The following is a 17,045-nucleotide window of genomic DNA, read 5'->3' as shown; positions in this document are numbered from 1 at the left end:
CCCGCGACGGGCCGCCATCCCCCTCTTGACGGCGGGGGACCCCGCCCCTACCCTGGCGCCGGTTATGGTTCCCCGCGTCCTCCGGTCGCGGGGCTAAGAGGGAAGCCGGTGCGCCGCCCCGCAGGGGGAGACACGGCAAATCCGGCGCTGCCCCCGCAACTGTGAGCGGTGAGCGGCCTCGTCCTTTCCGTGTCACTGGCGCCGCCTGCGGGAACGGGCGCCGGGAAGGCCGGACGATGCCGCCTTGACCCGCAAGCCAGGAGACCTGCCGTAACCGAACGTTCGTCCTCGGGCGGGGTGCCCCGGTGGTCGCTTGCCGATGTCCGGCCCTATGGCCGCCCGTCTTCCGCAAGCCGTCCCCCCGGTGCGCCCATCCAGGGGCCAAGGGGGTTGCGATGCCGGTGCCTGCCAGCAACGACGCCCCTCCCAACGCATGGCAGACTCGGAAAGGGCATAGAGCATGCACATCGAACCCGGCGTCGTGGACGGCGCCAAGATCGCTCTCAGCTACGCGACGGCCGCCGGCGGCTTCGCGATGGCCGGAAAGCTGGCGCGCGACGACGTCCGCAACAACGGCGGGGTCGCGCCGCTGGTGCTGCGCAGCCTGATCGCCACCGCGCTGGTCTTCTCCTTCTTCGAGGTGTTCCCGCACCACCCCGTGGGCGTGTCGGAGGTTCACCTGATCCTCGGTTCGACCCTGCTCCTGCTGTTCGGCGCCGGCGCGGCCTCGATCGGCCTCGCCGCCGGCCTGCTGATCCAGGGCCTGTTCTTCGCTCCCTTCGACCTGCCGCAGTACGGCATGAACGTCACCACGCTGCTGGTCCCGCTGTGGGGCATCAGCCTGCTGGCGAAGCGGATCGTCCCCGACGCCACCCCCTATGTCGACCTGAAGTACTCCCAGGCGCTGGCCCTCTCCACCGCCTATCAGGGCGGCATCGTCGCCTGGGTGGCCTTCTGGGCCTTCTACGGCCACGGCTTCACCGCCGAGACCATGACGGAAGTCGCCTCCTTCGGCGCCGCCTACATGACTGTCATCATCGTCGAGCCGCTGGCCGACCTCGCCGTTCTGGCCGTCGCCAAGGCGCTGCGCCGCCAGAGCCAGGGGCCGCTGTTCAACGTCCGCCTGCACCAGGGCGTCTGACCGGCTCCCTGGACCGTATGGTTCGCGTGAAGGGCGGCGGGGACATCCCCGCCGCCCTTTTTCGTTCAGGTCAGCTGGCCGGTCAGATCACCAGCTCGCCCTTGCGGATCGCCGCGTAGCGGCGGTTCACCGCCCCCCAGTCGACCACGTTCCACCAGGCCGCCAGATAGTCGGCGCGGCGGTTCTGGTACTTCAGGTAATAGGCGTGCTCCCACACGTCGTTGCCCATCAGCACGGGCACGCCCTCCATGGCCGGCGAATCCTGGTTCGGGCGGGCGGCGATGGCGAGCTTGCCCGACGACGGGTCGGCGGTGACGAAGACCCAGCCGCTGCCGAACTGCCCGGCGCCCGCCGTGTTGAAGCGGGTCTTGAAATCGTCGAAGCTGCCGAAGTCGCGCGCGATGGCCGCCCCGACCTCGCCGTCCGGCGCGCCGCCGGCGTTCGGTCCCATGATGCTCCAGAACATGCTGTGGTTGGCGTGCCCGCCGCCGTTGTTGCGCACCGCGGTGCGGATACTCTCCGGAAGCTCCGGCACGCGCTTCAGCAGGTCGGCCAGCGGCATCGCCTGGAGATCGCCATGGTTGGCGAGGGCCTTGTTGAGGTTGTCGACATAGGCCTGATGGTGCTTGTCGTGGTGCACGCTCATCGTCGTCGCGTCGATGTGCGGTTCCAGCGCGGCGGGCGCGTAGGGCAGCGGCGGCAGCGTGAAGCCCTTGCCGCCCGGTGCCTGGCCTGCTGCTTGAGCCCAAACGAAGCGCGGCGCCGCGGCCAGCACCAGCGCGGCGGCGCCGGCGGACAGCAGCAGTTGGCGGCGATCCAGGCGAACGGACATGAGACCTCCCAATGTTGTGTTTCGTGCCGAACGGCGGGGAAGCCACAGCCTCAGTGCGCCTCCCAACTCACTCAACAGGGCAATGGGCGTAGTCACTCGGTACCGGCGCACCGCACGCCGACCGATTTCTACAGGCGGGCCTTTCCCGCCACCCGGGCGGACGACACGCGGGCCATGCCCAGCGCCACGGTCCGCCAACGCCCCAGACGGAACCGCGACGGTGCGGCCGACGGCTTGCGGACCGGCGCGGCCGGGACCGTCTCCGCCGCCTCGAGGATCCCGCGGGCGCGGCGCTCGCGCAGCAGAAGGCGCATCACCTCCTCCTCCGTGACGGGGCGTCCGGCCCTGGCCGAGGCGAGGCTGGCGGTGTCCTGGAGGGCGGCGACCTGCGCCAGGGTGCCGGTCAGTCCCTTGGCCGCGGCGGTGACCAGCGCTTCGCGATGAATAGCGAGGATGAACGGCTTTAGCCCACGGTCGGGCGTTCCCTGCGGCGGTGTCGGCATGGCGGAAGGGCTCCGGGGGTTCGTTCGATCGGATAGGTCATCATCCAACCGATAACGCCGCCGCGGCAAAGGCCCCTACGGATTAGCCCCGCCGGTCGCCGCCGAAGGAAGCGGCCCTCAGCGGGCCACGTACCAGTCCGTCCGGTGGTTGAAGGCGACGAAGGCGTTCAGCACCGCCGCCCCCAGCATCGAGGCCAGCACCGCCTTCGCGTCGATGACGAAGACCGCCATCGCGAAGATCACGACGTCGAACATGGCCTGGAGCCACCCGGCGCGGAAGCCCGTCTTCTCTTGGATGTAGAAGGCGAGAATGCCCACCCCGCCGCCGCTGGAGCCATGGCGGAACAGGCCGATGACCCCGATGCCGATGCAGAAGCCCGCCAGGACCGCCGCCACATAGGGGTGCAGCGCGTCGTAGCGGATCGCGTGGGGCGCCAGCGTGGTCAGCACCGAAATGCTGGTGACCGCCAGAAGCGACTTCGCGGTGAAGCGCCAGCCGATGCGCGCCAGGGCCAGCGCGTAGAAGGGCAGGTTCACCACGAAGAACACCGGCCCGAAATCCAGCCCCGTGGCGTAGGCGATGACGAAGGACAGCCCCGCCGCCTGCCCGGTGATCAATCCGGCGGCATGGAGGATGGAAATCCCGAACGCGGTCATGATGATGCCGAACAGCTGCCCCTGCGCATTATCAAACGCGCTGTGCGACGCCCGTTTGGTTTCATTTGTTGCAACGGCAGTGCTGGCGGTCGCGGATACTGCACTTTTCTTGAGCACGCTGGGCACCTTGCAGACTTCGATCTCTTTTGACAGTAGCATCAAAGACCAGATCAAGAATAGAGCGGCGTGATTTTGTTGACGCCCCCCTCAATCCGCGGGGCGTCGCTGCGCCGCCGGTGCCGCCGTCCCGGGCCCCGGCCATCGATTCCGCCGGATGAGCCGGCCCCCGGCGACGAGGTCGGCGGCGCCGGGACGCGGCGTTGCGCGGCCTCGACACCGTCCTTGCTCCCGCCGCGCAAGAATCGGTCCGGCCGGCGTCACACGCTTTCCCCGCATCGCCCGCCAAACCGCAACCCAGGCGCACAAAGTTCGCGCGATGCGGCGGAGTCTTTCGCCGGATAGACCAATCGGACGACACCCCGCATCGCTACAGTCGCACCGTCCGCCGCTCGCGCATCCCATGGTCGCATGGGGCTGCGCGAATGATCGACGCCACCAGCGGCCGCCTTTGAAACCGGCCCCACCAGTGAGGAAAGACAATGGCATTTCCGACCGCCGTGAACGACCAGATCACCGATTCCGTCACCCAGGCCAACACCAAGGTCCTGGGCGACGCCCCGGCGATCGCCATGGGCAACCTGTTCCAGGCCACGGCCCAGGCGCTGGCCAACGCGGCCCACAACGCCACCAACGCCCAGCAGCAGTCCTACGTGACCGCGCAGGCCGCCACCACCCAGGGCGTGGCCACGCTCTACTCGATCGACACCGCCTCCACCGGCGTGGCGACGAAGAGCATCCTCAGCACCGGCGTCAAGGGCCTCGGCTCGTAAGCCGGCCCCACGCCGCCGTCGATGTTCCAGACCACCTGCGCCACCCCGCCGTCCATGACGGGCGGCGGGCGGGCGGCAGGCAACCGAAAAGGACGAACCAATGGCTTTCCCGACCGCCGTGAACGACCAGATCACCGATTCCGTCACCCAGGCCAACACCAAGGTCCTGGGCGACGCCCCGGCGATCGCCATGGGCAACCTGTTCCAGGCCACGGCCCAGGCGCTGGCCAACGCGGCCCACAACGCCACCAACAACCAGCAGCAGTCCTACGTGACCATGCAGGCCGCCACGACCATGGGCGTCGCCACGCTCTACTCGATCGACACCGCCTCCACCGGCGTCGCCACCAAGTCGATCCTGGGGAGCTGATGAGCCGACCGGCCAGGACCGGGCGCCCGCGGGCCTCCGGAACGGGCCGCTGGCCATCCATCCCGAACCCTTCGCCAAGGAATAACGTCAGATGGCTTTCCCGACGGCAGTCAACAGCCAGATCACCGATTCCGTAGCCCAGAGCAACGTCCAGGTCGTTGGCAGCTCGCCGGCGATCGCCATGGGCAACCTGTACCAGGCCACCGCCCAGGCGCTGGCCAACGCGGCCCACAACGCGACCCTGGCGCAGCAGCAGATGTACGTCACGGCGCAGGCCGCCACGACGACGGGCGTCGCGATGCTCTACTCCATCGACACCGCGACCACCGGCGCCGCCACGTCGAAGCTCCTCGGCTGACCGGCCGGCGGACGCGGCCCCCGCCGCCGTCCGCCGCACCGCCGCCGGCGCTTTGGCCTCGAACCAACGCAACATCGGATGTAAGGAGCAAACACGATGGCTTTCCCGACCGCCCTGAACAACCAGATCACGGACTCGGTCTCCCAGGTCAACACCAAGGTCCTGGGCGACGCCCCGGCCGTCGCGATGGGCAACCTGTTCGTCGCCACCAGCCAGGCGTTGTCGAACGCGGCCCACAACGCCACGAACAACCAGCAGCAGTCCTACGTGGTGATGCAGGCGGCCACCACGCAGGGCCTGTCGACCCTGTACTCGGTCGACACGGCCACGGCCGGCGTCGCCACCACCCAAATCCTGGGCCTCTCCTAAGGAGAGCCGGCGGGCCGCCCTCGGGACACCGGGGGCGGCCTCCGCCGCAGGTTGAAGCGCCCGGTCGCGCATAAGCCCGTGTCCGCAGAAGCCAGTGGCGGGAGCCTGAAGGCAGGAGTGTGCGAATGCCGGACGGAGGCTCCTCCAGTCTTGCCGGATCGGTCGCGGCGAACACGGCGATGCCGCTTGGCCTGACCCCATCCCTGGCGATGGACATGACCTACGTCGCCATGGCCGACAGCCTCGGCCTGGCCATGCAGAACGCCGTCGCCAACCAGCAGCGCGCCCAGGTCATCACCGAAGCCGCGCTCGCCCAGGTCCTCACGCTGATCATCACCAAGGGAACCGCAAAATCATGAGCGACGAAGGCACCGTGAACACCCAGGTGATCGACTCGACGTCGGACATCGTCACGCTTCTGACGGGACAGTCCCCCGCGCAGTCGTTCGCCATGCTCGACGCCGTGATGGTCGAGACGCTCGGCATGGCGATGCACAACGCCGTGCACCGCCAGCAGAACGCCGGCATGGTCAATTCGGCCGCGGTCACCGCCGCCTGCGCCAAGATGCTGTCCGTGCCCTTCCCCACCACGCCCCCGCCGCCGCCCTCGGGCTCGTCCACCTCCGGAGGCAGCGCGTCGCCGCTGCAGCCGCTGACCCCGCTGCTGACGACCTCGCTCACCACCCTGCCCTCCACGGTCAGCGGCGGCGGTGGGAACGCCACCGTCAGCGGCGCCGGGAACAGCACCGTCGCCGGTGGAACCGGGAACAGCACCGTCAGCAGTGGCACAGGGAACAGCACCGTTGCCGGCGGAGCCGGAAACAGCACCGTCAGTGGCGGGTCGTGATTGACCCCGCGCCCATTTCCCAGCGGCCGGCCGTCCAGGCCACAACGAGCGAGGAGCCTTCATGTCGGAGCCCACGAAGGTCAATGCCCAGATCATTGACGTCATAAACCAGACGCAGACGGCGACCATGAGCCAGCAGGTCGTCACCACCAGCGGCGCGGGGAAAGCCTATCAGGCGGTCGCCCAGTCCACGGCCATGGCCGTGCAGGACGCGACGGACACGCTGCGCAACGTCTCGACCATCGCCACCACGGCGATCGGTGTCGCGATGGCGCAGCTTCTGGCGACCGGCGATCCGAAATACGTCACCGCCCTGACCCAGGCGCAGGGAATGATGACCAGCGCCGCCAACGACTTCACCAGCATCGGTACCGCGGCCTCCACGGTCCTGAATAGCTTCCCGTCGAGCTGACCCTTACGCAGGTGTCCCCACCATGACCGTCTCTGTCGCCAACAAGATGATCCAGAACCGCGCCGGGCTCACCGACCTGGGGCGGCTTGCGCTCGCCTTCATCGATGGCGGGTCGGAGTGGCTCGACTGGGCCATCAGCAACGCCGGTCCGCGCTACGACTTCCCGGACGAGAGCACGCTCGTGGAGCAGGTCCAGCAGGGGCTCCACGTGACGCGGCTGGCCCTGCTGCCCAATCTGAAGCTGATGGTCAGCCCGGTGAAGCTGATGACGCTGGGGGTGGACAGCCTGCGCACGCTGGCCGACGCCGAATCCGGAGACACCAGCGCCACGGTGTCGGCCCAGGTCAAGCGCATCCTCGCCGACCACAATCTCCTGACGCAGGACGACTTCGCCGCCGGCGCGTCCTTCCTCGCCGGGCTGGGGGTCTCCGGGGCTCCGGTCTTCCAGTTCATGGGCTTCGACGAGCAGCTGGCGGTGCAGGAGCTGCTCTACCGCAAGGAAAGCCAGGGAACCGCGAACCCCGAGCTTCAGAAGGAGGCGGCCGCCTTCGCGGTGGACCAGGCGCGCACCGTTCAGGAATTCGCGGACTATTACCAGTTCTACCTGATCTACGTGAACCGGCTGGGTTCCCTGACCGCGACGCCGGACGACCGGAAGAAGCGGGCCGGCGGCGCACTGGAAACCATCCTGCCGCAGCTGTTCGGCTTCCTGGAATGCCCGCAGGTCCCCCCGCTGGCCGCCCCGGCGGAGGTGGCGCGGGCGGTTTCCAACTGGCAGAAGCGCGGCCGGCCGATCGGCTTCGCCCGCTTGTCGGACGGCGCCCTGCAGATCGTCCGCGACACGGCCTTCCGGGACGAGACCGGCGACGCGGTGCGCGTGCTGGTGGCCGGCTATCTCGCCAGGGCGCAGGCCCTGCTGTCGGCGACGCCGCCGCAACGCGGCATCATGGGCCAGGACGGCGCGTCCTGCCTGTTTCCCATCTTCGGTAAGGGCAACCAGGCGGAAATCCAGATGGGGGCCGTGGGGGTGATCTCGCTGCGCTGCTTTCGCCCCGATCCCCCCGCCCCCGCCACCACCACCGTCACCACCACCGTCACCGCCGCCTGACTCGCCGCGACAGGACTCGCCTCCACAGGACTGGCCTCCACAGGACCCGCCGCGACCGGCGGTGACCGGGGCGTCCCCATCGGCACCCCTCTGTGCACCGCCTTCCACGCCGCCCTCCGGACCGCCCTCGCCACCCTCCAGGCCAACCGCAGCGGCGGCGGACATCCCGACGGCGGCGGGGGCTCGGATGATCCCGGCGGCGCCCGCATCGCAAAACCGAACCGGACGAAGGAGATCGAAGGATGGGCGTTTCCCAGCCCCCCAGCAGCCCGAACCCTGAACCGTCGGCCGCTCCGGCGTCGCCTGCGCCGCCTGCGGTGAGCGCACCGCCGCCGGCCGACACGGCGCCCGCAGCGGCACCCGACACGGCGCCGTTCGAAGCGGGCACCAAGACGCCCGCCGAGATCGCCAGCGCGCTGCTCGACCAAGCGGTGAAAAGCGTGAACGCCGCCGCCGAGCAGGCTCTGGCCGCCGTCGAGCAGGCGATCCAGCTCGCCGGCCACGCCGTGGAGGCGATTCCCGGCCTGACCGCGCACCCCGGCGGCCACGCCGACGAACAGAGCGCGATGTCCCAGGCGAACGAGGCCATGTCGCAGGCGCTCCAAGCCGCCAGCGGAGCCGGCGCCGGCGGTCAGGCAATGCAGCAGGCCAGCGAGCAGCAGCAGAAGGCTGTCACCGCCGCCAGCGAGGCGGCGCAGCAGGCCATGGCCGCCGCCAGCGCCCAGATCGCCCGGGCGATGAACAGCAAGGGCGACCCGGCTCTCTGAGGCCGCCACCGGCCTGCCGCCCCGGAACGACCGCGACGCCGCGCGGTCTCCCGGCGCGCGCGGGGCGGCGGCACACTTACCGCCCCCCGCTCCGCGCCGAGCGTTCCAGGGAGCGGATGTGCGACAGGCCCGGCAGGATTTCGGAGCGGATGAACTCCAGCCGGCGGAGCGGACCGCCGCCGCTGGAGAAACGGGCCTTCCACAGGGCCATCTTCACCGCCAATCCGCACAGCACTCCGCCGATGGTGACGTGGTGGTTGGTGATCAGGTCGCGGATGCTGCGGAAGCTCTGGGCGTTGATGTTGCGCCAGAAGTCCTTGGATCGGTTGTCGAAGCTCTCGAACCGCCCGGTGATGGAGGCGGCGATCTCCGTCAGGTCGCGCCCCACCTCGTCGAGCATCCGGGCGTGCCGGGCGTCGCGGCGGACCTCGCTGAAGCCGCGCACCGCGTCCATCCAGGCCAGGAAGGCCTGCACGTCGGGGACGATCTCGTCCAGGCACTGCTTGAAATAGGCCAGCGACAGGAAGATGTCGCCGTATTCCTCCAGGAAGGCCGGGATGTCGGCCATGGCGATGTCCAGCCGGTCGGCCATCATGGTCAGCCGGCGGCGCACCTCCGCCAGATCGGGCTCGGCGAACAGGCGGATCAGGTCCTCGACATTCTGCACCTGCACGTCGTCGCTGCCGTAGACGCTTTCGATCAGCGGCCGGGTGAAGACGCGCATGTAGCGGGTGAGCTGGTCCTTCCGGCGCTGCGACAGGCGGAGCGCGGCGTGCTCGTCCACCGCGATCTTCAGGCGGCGCAGCTCGATGCGCAGGGAATAGACGTCGAAGCTGGCGGCCTGGGCGATCTGGCCGATCATCAGCAGGTCGCGGTCCAGCTCGGGCGAGCGGTTGCCGAAATGCAGCGGCAATTGGCTGGGCATCACCTGCCCGCTGCCGGCATGGACGTCGTTGAACAGCTCCACCACCGTCTGGAGCCGGACGTTCTTGATCAGCCGCGCCCGGCGCAGACCCGGAGTCTCCAGCGGCAGGATGGTCATCGGCAGGATGTGGAGGGAGTCGCGGGCCGTGTCCTCGTCCCGGTCGTCCGGGCCGGGCAGCAGGGCCACGACGTGCGGCCAGGTGCCCGGCGGCCTGGCCTGTCGGCTCGGCTGCACAGCCAATCTCCCGGAATTCGCCCTGCCGGAAAGCCGCCGCTCAGAAGCGCGGGAAGTTCAGCAGCGACATGGTGATGGACGGGTCGATGGCGATGACCGAGGAGCGCCCGCGGCTGTTGATCGGCCCGATGTAGGGCAGAGTGGCGGTGGCTCCGGCGGGCCCGCCGTTCTTCAGGTCGTACATGGCCGAGAACCGGTCCAGGAACTTCCCGAGCTTGGCCGGGTCCTTGAAGTCGGCGATGTCGAAGCGCTTCTTCAGCTTGTCGACCAGCCGGTCGAGGTCGCCCAGCGCCGATTGCTCCGGAATGTCGAGGGCGGTGAAGACCACCTTCTGCAGCGCGCGGTCGGCCATCACCTGATACCAGTTGGTGATGCGCGGCGCCTTGCGGTCGAAATAGAGCGCCAGCCGGACGGCGGGGTTGCTCTCCTCCGCCTTCACCTCCAGCGACACGTCGACGTAGCGGTCGACGATGGCCTTGACGATCGCCGGCTCCTTCAGCGTGGCGCCGCCCGTCTCCTTGAAGGACAGGACGGTGGCCATCTCCTTGAACTTGGCGTCGTTCATGCGGTTGGCCAGCGCCTCCGGGTCCTTCACTCCCTGGTCCAGCACCTTGCGGATGAGGGCGCGCGCGTAGGTCTGGCTTTCCAGGTCGAAGGCCACCATGACGAAGCGGTAGAGCTTGTCGTCCTTCAGCAGCTCCTCGGCGCTGGAGATCTTGCCGATGTTGGCTTCGAAATAGGCGATGTTGCGCTTCACGTCGGGGCGCGAGCGGATCATCGCGTCGTAGCGGTCCTGGTTGCGGACGATCTGGCGATAGTCCTGGAGCGTGCTCATGCCTTCACCTCCGGGGCCGCCGGCCGGCCGCTCTCCTCCGCCGCGTCCTCCGCCGGGTCGGCGTAGGACGGCGGGATGCGCAGAATCACCTCGCCGGTGTGGGTGTCCAGCACCTCGGTGGACAGGCGGCCGGTGCCGGGGTCGAGGTTGACGCGGAAGGGCGGGATGGGATCGGGCCGGCTGCGGTTGTCGGATTCCGCCGGTTCGCGGGCTTCCTCGACCACCTCCGTCGCCTTGACGGCCTCGGCCTGGGCGGCGCGCAGCCGGTCGGCCTGGCGCTGGCGGGCTTCGGCGATCAGGTCGGCGCTGGCGGAGCCGCGCTCGCCGTTGACGCCGGACACGCCGCCGGTCAGTCCCTGGATGGGTGCGGGCATGGCGGTCACGCCTCCATACGGGCTTCGGGCGCGCGGTTTTCGGGCGCACGCTCGTCCCGCCGGGAGCGCTGCGCGTTCAGCAGCCCGTCCTCGTAGGCCATCACCGGCCGCAGGCAGGCCAGCGCCTTGTAGTAGTCGCGGTCGCTGACGTTGCGCATCGCCTGCATGATGCGGTCCTGCATCTCGGGATGCATGAAGGCGGTGTAGAGCTTCGCCATCATGCCCGCGACGACGCTGCCGTACTGCTCCGCGGCCTGGGGGTCCAGCAGCATGCTCTGGATCACGAAATAGGCGCGGCGGACGGGGGTGTCGGCCTCGTCCTCCTGCATGATGTCGCTGCCGCGGATGATCTGGGCGAAATTGCTGACGGTCAGGGTGTAGCGGCGGTTCTCGTTCTGCACGACGCAGCCGTTGATGACCACGCGCTCGCAGGGCTTGAGGCGGAGCTTAAGCGCCATAGGACGCCTCCATCGGAGCGGGGGCCTCCGCGCGGGCCACGCCCTGCAGGCCGCGCATGACCGACCGGTTGATGTCGATCAGCGTGCCCGCGTCGGCCTCGCCGCGCAGCACCTGGGTGGTCTGGCGCGCCACCGAGAAGGACAGCGAGACCAGCCCGGCGCGCAGCGCCTCGGGCAGCGCGTTGCCGTCCTCCAGCAGGTCGGCGCGCAGCGTGTTCCAGAGTTCCAGGTTGCGCCACAGCGCGTCCTTCAGCGCCGCCGACCGCCAGCCGGCGTCGCGGTTGGCCTCCAGATCCAGGGTGATGCGGAGGAAGACCAGATATTCGATGCGGCGCGGGTCTTCGCACTCGGCCATCGTCTGCTGGTAGGCGGCGATGCTCATGGTCGCACCTTATGCAACGCGCACGGGGGCGCCGGAAGGGGGCTGGGGCAGGAAGAAAAGGACGCTAGGGCGGAAAGGAGAAAGAGGCCGGCGCCCCCTCGGGAGGGGAGCGCCGGCCGAACCGGGTTAGCGGAACAGCGAGAGAATGTTCTGCGGACCCTGGTTGGCGATCGAGAGCGCCTGGGTGGCGAGCTGCTGCTGGACCTGGAGGGCCTGCAGGCGGCTCGATTCCTCGTTCATGTCGGCGTCCACCAGCGAGCCGATGCCCTTGTTCATCGAGTCGGTCAGCTTCGACACGAAGTCGTTCTGCACCGACACGCGGTTCTCGATGGAACCGATCACCGCGGCCTTGCCGATGGCCTTGTCGAGCAGGCCGTTGATGACCTCGAGCGACTTGGTGGCGTTCGAGGTCACGTCGATCTGCGTCAGGTCGGCCAGGCCGCCGAAGGCGTCGCTTTCCTTCGAACCGACCCACAGGCTGTCCACCTTGGCGGTGAAGTTGCCGTCGGCGTTCACGTCCTGATCGGTGAACTCCAGCTTGTCGCCGTTGAAGGCCACCTGGAAGTCGGCGCCGGCCGTGGTCAGGGCCGCGTTGACCGCGGTCTCGATCAGGCCCTGGGTCGTCGCCTTGTCGGTGGTGTAGTCGATGGCCGACAGGTCCACCGTCACGGCGGTCTTGGTGCCCGCCTCGTTGGTGACGTTCAGGGTCAGGTTGCCCAGGCCCAGGTTCTGGCCGTCGATGAAGGTCTCGTCCGGATCGCCGAGCGCGATGCCGACGCTGGCCTTCAGGTCGTTGGTGGAGTCCACCTGCTGCTCGATCGTGGCCTTGCCGACGATCGAGGTGACCTGCATGTCCTGGCGCTGGAAGCTGATGTAGCTCGGATCGACCGTGCCGGCGCTGCGGCTCAGCGACGCCAGGATGTCGACGTTCTGGTCCTTGGCCGTGCCGTCGTTGGAGTAGGTGATGCGCAGCAGGTTGTCGCCGTTGAAGGAGGCGTCGGCGGCGGCGCCCTTCACCAGCTTGACGAGCTGGTCGATGTCGTTCTGGATCAGCGACTTGTCGACGCCGTTGGTCTGGCCGGCGATGACGCGGGCCTTCAGCGTCTGCAGGTTCTCGACGATGTTCTTGGACGCCACCGACGCGGTGTTGGTCGTGCCCGAACCCAGTTCCAGCGATTCCTTCACCGCCTTGAAGCCGGCGACGTCGGCGCGCATGGTCGTGGCGATGGACCAGTAGGCGGCGTTGTCCTTGGCGTTGTTGACCTTGAGACCGGTCGAGATGCGATCCTGGGTGGTCGCCAGATCGTCGGTCACGCGGCGCAGCGTCTGCAGCGCGGTCATCGCCGAGGTGTTGGTCATGATCGAGGCCATGTGTATCTCCATTCGCGAGATGCAGAGCGCCTTTCTGACGCTGGGGCCGGGCTGCGCGGGCCTTCCCACTTGGTTTTATGGGCGCGCAACCGACCATTCGACTGTGACCGACGCCGTTTAAACCGGAGTAAAAAACCACGGCCTTTTCAGGGCGGCGCATTCGTCTTTCAAAGATAGCGTCTTTTAAAAGTAATCGCGCATTTTATAAAAATGCGGCGACCGCACAGGGCGGCTCAGCCCCCGTGCCCCGAAGGGCCGCGGCCATGGCGTCTTTCAAAATCTTCTGGGAAGCGGAGCGTCGGGCGGGGATGTCGAACCGAACGGGGACTTTGAAACCGCGCCGTCACTCGGCGGCGACGAGACAGCCGGGGTGCAGGCCGGACGCGGCGAAGGGGATGGCCGGGAAGCGGCGGGCGGCGGCGGACCCGGCGGCCGGGGCGGCGGGAGCGGCCTCCTCATGCTCGGGCGGGGCTTCGAACTTGTAGCCTCGTCCGTAGACGGTCTCGATGTAGCGGGCGCCGCCGGTGGCCTCGGCGATCTTCTTGCGGAGCTTGCAGATGTAGACGTCGATGACCTTGTCGAGCGGGTCGGCGCCGGACAGGCCGTAGACCTCGTCGTAGATGTGCTCCTTGGAGACGACGCGGCGGTGATGGGCGGCCAGGACGCCGAGGATGGCGTGCTCGCGCTGGCTCAGCCGCAGCCGCTCGCCGCCGACCTCGGGGTCGCGCCCGTCGAGGAAGACCGTCAGCCGGCCGACCCGCACCGCGTTGCTCAGCAACCCGCGCGAGCGCCGCCGCGCCACCTCGATGCGCGCCCGCACCTCGGCGCTGACCACCGGCTTGACCAGCACGTCGTCGGCCCCGGCGTGCAGCAGCTCCACCGTGGTGGCCACGCAGCGCCGGTCGAGCAGGCACAGGATCGCCGCCCCGACCTGATGCGCCCGCAAGGCCGCCACGCAGCGCGCCGGGTCGTCGACGCTGCCGAGCACGATGGCGTCGTAGCCCAGCCCCTCCGCCCCCTGGTCGCGCAGAAGCTCCTCCAGCCCGCCCCAGTTTTGGCGGTCGTAGCGGATCTTCCCCATGCCGAGCTGACGGCCGAGCGCGTCGGCGATCAGGGGATTCGGTTCAACCAGGACAGCGCGCATGGGATTCTCCGCAACAGGGGTTTCAACTAAACGGCGGGACGACAAGGCACTTAAAATTTTCCTTAATTCCGAGTGCTTTATTTTCTCACACCCTCAGGTAATAGCCTTCCTGTACCGCGAGTCAACCATCCGGCTTACCTCAAGGGATAATGTTACGGCCTGCTTTTATATGACTTTTAATATCCGTTAAGGCGTAGATTCTTGGCTGCTCTTTGCCTCGAAATTCGAAGCATTTTCCTCCCGAGTTGCCCGCAACGCCGAACCTCCGCGCAGGCCATCCCCCAGGCCTTCACCCAGGCCATCCCTCAGTCTTGAACCGGGCTTTAACCCGGCTGTATTTCACTGGTGGCGAGAAGATGCGAACGGGGGAGAGGAACCGATGCCGACCCGCAACCGACAGGCGATTGCCGGAACCGCGCTTGCGGGCGCTCTCCTGCTGGCGGGCGGCTGCGCGATGACCAGCCCGGCGCCCGACACCGCCTACCGGCAGGCGTTGGAGGCGACGGTGGTTGCCGGGCAATGCGAGGGGCCGACGGTGGAGGCGCTGTGGACCGCCTACGACCGCTGGTTCGCCGTGGCCGCCAGCCTCGCCTCCTATCACCGCGGGACGGAGGCCGGCGCCCTGCTGCGGCAGGGGGAGGCGTTCCGCATCCTCGGCTGTCCCGCCGCGGCGCGCGACACCTACGAGACGCTCCTGCAACGCTTCCCCGACCCCGATTACGAACTTGAACGCAACGCTGCCCGCCGCGGCCTGATGGATCTGCCGATCAACCCGCCGACGCCCCTGCTGCGCCCGGCGCCCGCCGTCACCTCGGCTCTGCGCGCCCCCGCCCCGACGGATCGCCGCGACGGCTGATTCGCCGGGCCGTCTTGTGGATTCGCGGGGCCGGGCCGTATGGCTGCCATGACGCCCCGCACCGTTGTTCCCAGGCATGATATATCAGTAACCTGACGGTTAACCGGGCCGAAACCCGGACCATCCGTCCGCTTGCCGCCCTCCTGCCTGGAAACGCCCTCCGGCCATGCCCGACTGCTCCCGCCCCCCGGAAGGGGTGTCCGCCGCCCAGACCGTGCCGTCCCGCGGGAGCGAGCGCCGCGACGATCCCGTGCGCGGGATCCTGATGGTTGTCGCCGCGGTCTTCTTCTTCTCCTGCTCCGACGCGACGGCGAAGTATCTGTCCCAGACGCTGCCCTCCATCGAGATCGGGTGGATGCGCTACGTCGGCTTCACGACGCTGCTGCTGCCGCTGATGATCCGCGGCGGCCCGCCGGTGATGAGGACGGCCAGCCCCGGCCTCCAGATCCTGCGCGCTCTGGGCATGCTCGGGTCGGCGCTGTTCTTCATCATGGGCATGCGTTATCTGCCCCTGGCGGAGGCGGCGGCGACCAGCTACGTCTCGCCGGTCTTCGTCACGGTGCTGTCGATCCTGGTGCTGGGCGAGAAAATCGGGCCGCGCCGCTGGGCGGCGGTGCTGGTCGGCCTGCTCGGCGTGCTGATCGTCATCCGGCCGGGCGGGGCGGCCTTCCAGCCGGCGGCCATCTTCCCCATCCTGTCCGCGATGAGCTGGGCGACCGGCGTGGTCATCACCCGCAAGATGACCGGGCAGGAGCACCCAACCACCACCCTGATCTGGACCGCCCTGACGGGCCTTGCCGTGCTGACCGTTCTGCTGCCCTTCAACTTCGCCATGCCGACCGGCACGGAGATGGCGTTGGGCGCCCTGATCGGCCTGGTCTCGACCATGGGGCAATGGCTGATGGTGCAGGCCTACCGCTTCGGCGAGGCGTCGGTGCTGGCCCCCTGCTCCTACGTGCAGATCGTCTGGTCCACCCTGCTGGGCTTCCTGATCTTCGGCGCCCTGCCCGACCACTGGACCTTCCTGGGCGCCGGCATCATCATCGCCAGCGGCCTCTACACCGCCCACCGCGAGCGGCTGCGCAAGAAGCAGCAGCAAAACGTCGCATGACCAGGCCAAGGCCAGGGCCCGAAAAGCCTTGCCTCCGACATTGATATATTAGTATACTTACACCCAAGGAGGCGCGGGACTGAAATCCCGTGTTGTTCGAACTCTTTAGCAGGAACCGGCGGATCGGACCGCCGGACGGGGGATGGCGATGGGTGAGTCCGCGCGCCGGGTTGCGGCCCTTGGCGAATGCATGATCGAACTGGTGCGCCGTCCCGACGGGACCTTCACCATGGGCTTCGGCGGCGACACCCTGAACACCGCCGTCTACATGGCGCGGCTGGGCGTGGCAACCGATTACGTGACGGCGCTGGGCGACGACGGCAACAGCGACGCCATGGTCGCCACCTGGGAGGCCGAGGGCGTCGGCACCGGCCATGTGCTGCGCGTGCCCAACCGCGTCCCCGGCCTCTACATGATCGAGACGGACGACAGCGGCGAGCGGCGCTTCCTCTACTGGCGCGATTCCGCGCCGGCCCGCGACCTGTTCGTCCTGCCCGACAGCCCGGCGCTGGTCGCCGACCTGGAAGGCTACGACCTGCTCTACATGTCCGGCATCAGCCTGGCCATCTGGGGCGAGCGCGGGCGCGAGGTGCTGTTCCCCATGCTCGACCGCCTGCGCGAGCGCGGCGGCCGCGTCGCCTTCGACACCAACTGGCGCCCCCGCCTGTGGCCCGACCGCGAGACGGCGCAGCGCGCCTACGACGCGATGCTCCGGCGCACCGACATCGCCCTGCCGGGCGTCGAGGACCTGCGCGGCCTCTACGGCGACGCCGACGCCGGCAGCGCCATGGCCCGCGTGCGCGATGCCGGGGTGACGGAGATCGTGCTGAAGCTGGAGAAGCCGGGCTGCATCGTCTCCGCCCCCGGCCTCGAGGAGACCGTGCCGTCGGAGAAGGTCGCCAAGGTCGTGGACACCACCGCGGCGGGCGACAGCTTCAGCGCCGGTTACCTCAGCGCCCGCCTGAAGGGCCTCGGCCCGGTGGAGGCGGCACGCTCCGCCCACCGCATCGCCGCCGTGGTCATCCAGCACCGCGGCGCCGTCATCCCGCGCGACGCCATGGCGTCCGTGCTGGACGGCTGATCCGCTGACGGAGGGACCCT

Annotated in this window: 24 protein-coding genes and 1 riboswitch; of the genes, 14 read left to right on the top strand and 10 right to left on the bottom strand. The window is 68.8% G+C overall.

The genetic code is table 11. The features are described from left to right. Positions 1 to 48 precede the first annotated feature (48 nt). A riboswitch (cobalamin riboswitch) is annotated at positions 49 to 288 on the top strand. Positions 289 to 460: 172 nt separating this feature from the next. After that, a complete protein-coding gene (locus ABVN73_RS24905) occupies positions 461 to 1,141 on the top strand; it encodes an energy-coupling factor ABC transporter permease (protein ID WP_353861768.1) in 681 nt (226 codons plus the stop codon). Positions 1,142 to 1,223: 82 nt separating this feature from the next. On the opposite strand, the gene ABVN73_RS24900 is transcribed toward ABVN73_RS24905, so the two are convergent. The 3 genes from ABVN73_RS24900 to ABVN73_RS24890 form a co-directional block, all read right to left on the bottom strand. Further along, on the bottom strand, positions 1,224 to 1,973 hold the full coding sequence (locus tag ABVN73_RS24900; protein WP_353861767.1) for a superoxide dismutase: 750 nt from the start codon (positions 1,971 to 1,973) through the stop codon (positions 1,224 to 1,226). A 128-nt stretch (positions 1,974 to 2,101) separates the two neighbouring features. Further along, on the bottom strand, positions 2,102 to 2,476 hold the full coding sequence (locus tag ABVN73_RS24895; protein ID WP_353861766.1) for a hypothetical protein: 375 nt from the start codon (positions 2,474 to 2,476) through the stop codon (positions 2,102 to 2,104). 117 nt (positions 2,477 to 2,593) lie between these two features. Then, positions 2,594 to 3,133, bottom strand: a complete 540-nt coding sequence (locus ABVN73_RS24890) for a YitT family protein (RefSeq protein ID WP_353861765.1) — start codon at positions 3,131 to 3,133, stop codon at positions 2,594 to 2,596. Here ABVN73_RS24890 and ABVN73_RS24885 point away from each other — a divergent pair. The 10 genes from ABVN73_RS24885 to ABVN73_RS24840 all read left to right on the top strand — a co-directional run bounded on the left by ABVN73_RS24885 (position 3,132) and on the right by ABVN73_RS24840 (position 8,254). Then, a complete protein-coding gene (locus ABVN73_RS24885; RefSeq protein ID WP_353861764.1) occupies positions 3,132 to 3,323 on the top strand; it encodes a hypothetical protein in 192 nt (63 codons plus the stop codon). The genes ABVN73_RS24890 and ABVN73_RS24885 overlap by 2 nt on opposite strands. Positions 3,324 to 3,732: 409 nt before the next feature. Beyond that, entirely contained in the window at positions 3,733 to 4,023 is a 291-nt protein-coding gene (locus tag ABVN73_RS24880; RefSeq protein WP_014200159.1) for a RebB family R body protein, read from the top strand. Positions 4,024 to 4,123: 100 nt separating this feature from the next. Then, complete coding sequence (locus ABVN73_RS24875) at positions 4,124 to 4,393, top strand: RebB family R body protein (RefSeq protein ID WP_014200160.1); 270 nt, start codon at positions 4,124 to 4,126, stop codon at positions 4,391 to 4,393. 91 nt (positions 4,394 to 4,484) lie between these two features. Further along, on the top strand, positions 4,485 to 4,751 hold the full coding sequence (locus tag ABVN73_RS24870; protein WP_014200161.1) for a RebB family R body protein: 267 nt from the start codon (positions 4,485 to 4,487) through the stop codon (positions 4,749 to 4,751). A 96-nt stretch (positions 4,752 to 4,847) separates the two neighbouring features. Beyond that, positions 4,848 to 5,120, top strand: a complete 273-nt coding sequence (locus tag ABVN73_RS24865) for a RebB family R body protein (RefSeq protein ID WP_353861763.1) — start codon at positions 4,848 to 4,850, stop codon at positions 5,118 to 5,120. 125 nt (positions 5,121 to 5,245) lie between these two features. Beyond that, the gene (locus ABVN73_RS24860; protein WP_353861762.1) at positions 5,246 to 5,479 is read left to right on the top strand and encodes a RebB family R body protein; all 234 of its coding nucleotides are present in this window, start codon (positions 5,246 to 5,248) and stop codon (positions 5,477 to 5,479) included. Then, positions 5,476 to 5,967 (top strand): RebB family R body protein, encoded by a 492-nt coding sequence (locus tag ABVN73_RS24855; protein ID WP_353861761.1) that lies wholly within the window; start codon positions 5,476 to 5,478, stop codon positions 5,965 to 5,967. The genes ABVN73_RS24860 and ABVN73_RS24855 overlap by 4 nt, the downstream gene beginning before the upstream one ends. Before the next feature lie 61 nt (positions 5,968 to 6,028). After that, on the top strand, positions 6,029 to 6,379 hold the full coding sequence (locus ABVN73_RS24850) for a hypothetical protein (protein ID WP_014200165.1): 351 nt from the start codon (positions 6,029 to 6,031) through the stop codon (positions 6,377 to 6,379). 22 nt (positions 6,380 to 6,401) lie between these two features. Further along, positions 6,402 to 7,487, top strand: a complete 1,086-nt coding sequence (locus ABVN73_RS24845; protein WP_353861760.1) for a hypothetical protein — start codon at positions 6,402 to 6,404, stop codon at positions 7,485 to 7,487. A 317-nt stretch (positions 7,488 to 7,804) separates the two neighbouring features. Beyond that, the gene (locus ABVN73_RS24840) at positions 7,805 to 8,254 is read left to right on the top strand and encodes a hypothetical protein (RefSeq protein WP_353861759.1); all 450 of its coding nucleotides are present in this window, start codon (positions 7,805 to 7,807) and stop codon (positions 8,252 to 8,254) included. 76 nt (positions 8,255 to 8,330) lie between these two features. On the opposite strand, the gene ABVN73_RS24835 is transcribed toward ABVN73_RS24840, so the two are convergent. The 7 genes from ABVN73_RS24835 to ABVN73_RS24805 all read right to left on the bottom strand — a co-directional run bounded on the left by ABVN73_RS24835 (position 8,331) and on the right by ABVN73_RS24805 (position 13,977). Then, positions 8,331 to 9,413 (bottom strand): hypothetical protein, encoded by a 1,083-nt coding sequence (locus tag ABVN73_RS24835; protein WP_353861758.1) that lies wholly within the window; start codon positions 9,411 to 9,413, stop codon positions 8,331 to 8,333. Positions 9,414 to 9,453: 40 nt separating this feature from the next. After that, positions 9,454 to 10,248 carry a DUF1217 domain-containing protein gene (locus ABVN73_RS24830; protein WP_353861757.1) on the bottom strand — a complete coding sequence of 265 codons (795 nt, stop codon included), beginning with the start codon at positions 10,246 to 10,248 and terminating at the stop codon, positions 9,454 to 9,456. Further along, on the bottom strand, positions 10,245 to 10,622 hold the full coding sequence (locus tag ABVN73_RS24825; protein ID WP_353861756.1) for a hypothetical protein: 378 nt from the start codon (positions 10,620 to 10,622) through the stop codon (positions 10,245 to 10,247). Before ABVN73_RS24825 ends, ABVN73_RS24830 begins: the two co-directional genes overlap by 4 nt. A gap of 5 nt (positions 10,623 to 10,627) precedes the next feature. Further along, on the bottom strand, positions 10,628 to 11,080 hold the full coding sequence (locus ABVN73_RS24820) for a flagellar biosynthesis repressor FlbT (RefSeq protein WP_353861755.1): 453 nt from the start codon (positions 11,078 to 11,080) through the stop codon (positions 10,628 to 10,630). Continuing rightward, positions 11,070 to 11,462 (bottom strand): flagellar biosynthesis regulator FlaF, encoded by a 393-nt coding sequence (gene flaF, locus ABVN73_RS24815; protein ID WP_353861754.1) that lies wholly within the window; start codon positions 11,460 to 11,462, stop codon positions 11,070 to 11,072. The genes ABVN73_RS24820 and flaF overlap by 11 nt, the downstream gene beginning before the upstream one ends. Positions 11,463 to 11,588: 126 nt before the next feature. Then, entirely contained in the window at positions 11,589 to 12,833 is a 1,245-nt protein-coding gene (locus ABVN73_RS24810) for a flagellin (RefSeq protein ID WP_353861753.1), read from the bottom strand. A gap of 343 nt (positions 12,834 to 13,176) precedes the next feature. After that, entirely contained in the window at positions 13,177 to 13,977 is an 801-nt protein-coding gene (locus ABVN73_RS24805) for a response regulator transcription factor (RefSeq protein WP_353861752.1), read from the bottom strand. Between the two features lie 379 nt (positions 13,978 to 14,356). Here ABVN73_RS24805 and ABVN73_RS24800 point away from each other — a divergent pair, with 379 nt between their 5' ends. The 3 genes from ABVN73_RS24800 to ABVN73_RS24790 all read left to right on the top strand — a co-directional run bounded on the left by ABVN73_RS24800 (position 14,357) and on the right by ABVN73_RS24790 (position 17,025). Then, on the top strand, positions 14,357 to 14,833 hold the full coding sequence (locus ABVN73_RS24800; protein ID WP_353861751.1) for a hypothetical protein: 477 nt from the start codon (positions 14,357 to 14,359) through the stop codon (positions 14,831 to 14,833). Positions 14,834 to 14,999: 166 nt separating this feature from the next. Beyond that, positions 15,000 to 15,944, top strand: a complete 945-nt coding sequence (locus ABVN73_RS24795; RefSeq protein ID WP_353861750.1) for a DMT family transporter — start codon at positions 15,000 to 15,002, stop codon at positions 15,942 to 15,944. 148 nt (positions 15,945 to 16,092) lie between these two features. Then, the gene (locus tag ABVN73_RS24790; protein ID WP_353861749.1) at positions 16,093 to 17,025 is read left to right on the top strand and encodes a sugar kinase; all 933 of its coding nucleotides are present in this window, start codon (positions 16,093 to 16,095) and stop codon (positions 17,023 to 17,025) included. The last annotated feature ends 20 nt before the right edge of the window (positions 17,026 to 17,045 follow it).

Origin of the sequence: Azospirillum formosense (assembly GCF_040500525.1) — a bacterium.
Taxonomy (GTDB): Bacteria; Pseudomonadota; Alphaproteobacteria; order Azospirillales; family Azospirillaceae; genus Azospirillum; species Azospirillum formosense_A.
The sequence above is the reverse complement of the archived record's forward strand: the minus strand, read 5'-3'. Positions and strand labels throughout refer to the sequence as shown.

Coding starts and splice junctions, on each gene's coding strand:
- ABVN73_RS24900 (WP_353861767.1), bottom strand. CDS start 1,973: ATGTCCGTTCGCCTGGATCGCCGCCAACTGCTGCTGTCCGCCGGCGCC.
- ABVN73_RS24855 (WP_353861761.1), top strand. CDS start 5,476: ATGAGCGACGAAGGCACCGTGAACACCCAGGTGATCGACTCGACGTCG.
- ABVN73_RS24820 (WP_353861755.1), bottom strand. CDS start 11,080: ATGGCGCTTAAGCTCCGCCTCAAGCCCTGCGAGCGCGTGGTCATCAAC.
- ABVN73_RS24885 (WP_353861764.1), top strand. CDS start 3,132: ATGATGATGCCGAACAGCTGCCCCTGCGCATTATCAAACGCGCTGTGC.
- ABVN73_RS24880 (WP_014200159.1), top strand. CDS start 3,733: ATGGCATTTCCGACCGCCGTGAACGACCAGATCACCGATTCCGTCACC.
- ABVN73_RS24850 (WP_014200165.1), top strand. CDS start 6,029: ATGTCGGAGCCCACGAAGGTCAATGCCCAGATCATTGACGTCATAAAC.
- ABVN73_RS24845 (WP_353861760.1), top strand. CDS start 6,402: ATGACCGTCTCTGTCGCCAACAAGATGATCCAGAACCGCGCCGGGCTC.
- ABVN73_RS24870 (WP_014200161.1), top strand. CDS start 4,485: ATGGCTTTCCCGACGGCAGTCAACAGCCAGATCACCGATTCCGTAGCC.
- ABVN73_RS24895 (WP_353861766.1), bottom strand. CDS start 2,476: ATGCCGACACCGCCGCAGGGAACGCCCGACCGTGGGCTAAAGCCGTTC.
- ABVN73_RS24890 (WP_353861765.1), bottom strand. CDS start 3,133: ATGACCGCGTTCGGGATTTCCATCCTCCATGCCGCCGGATTGATCACC.
- ABVN73_RS24795 (WP_353861750.1), top strand. CDS start 15,000: ATGCCCGACTGCTCCCGCCCCCCGGAAGGGGTGTCCGCCGCCCAGACC.
- ABVN73_RS24830 (WP_353861757.1), bottom strand. CDS start 10,248: ATGAGCACGCTCCAGGACTATCGCCAGATCGTCCGCAACCAGGACCGC.
- ABVN73_RS24865 (WP_353861763.1), top strand. CDS start 4,848: ATGGCTTTCCCGACCGCCCTGAACAACCAGATCACGGACTCGGTCTCC.
- ABVN73_RS24800 (WP_353861751.1), top strand. CDS start 14,357: ATGCCGACCCGCAACCGACAGGCGATTGCCGGAACCGCGCTTGCGGGC.
- ABVN73_RS24860 (WP_353861762.1), top strand. CDS start 5,246: ATGCCGGACGGAGGCTCCTCCAGTCTTGCCGGATCGGTCGCGGCGAAC.
- ABVN73_RS24805 (WP_353861752.1), bottom strand. CDS start 13,977: ATGCGCGCTGTCCTGGTTGAACCGAATCCCCTGATCGCCGACGCGCTC.
- flaF (WP_353861754.1), bottom strand. CDS start 11,462: ATGAGCATCGCCGCCTACCAGCAGACGATGGCCGAGTGCGAAGACCCG.
- ABVN73_RS24905 (WP_353861768.1), top strand. CDS start 461: ATGCACATCGAACCCGGCGTCGTGGACGGCGCCAAGATCGCTCTCAGC.
- ABVN73_RS24875 (WP_014200160.1), top strand. CDS start 4,124: ATGGCTTTCCCGACCGCCGTGAACGACCAGATCACCGATTCCGTCACC.
- ABVN73_RS24810 (WP_353861753.1), bottom strand. CDS start 12,833: ATGGCCTCGATCATGACCAACACCTCGGCGATGACCGCGCTGCAGACG.
- ABVN73_RS24790 (WP_353861749.1), top strand. CDS start 16,093: ATGGGTGAGTCCGCGCGCCGGGTTGCGGCCCTTGGCGAATGCATGATC.
- ABVN73_RS24825 (WP_353861756.1), bottom strand. CDS start 10,622: ATGCCCGCACCCATCCAGGGACTGACCGGCGGCGTGTCCGGCGTCAAC.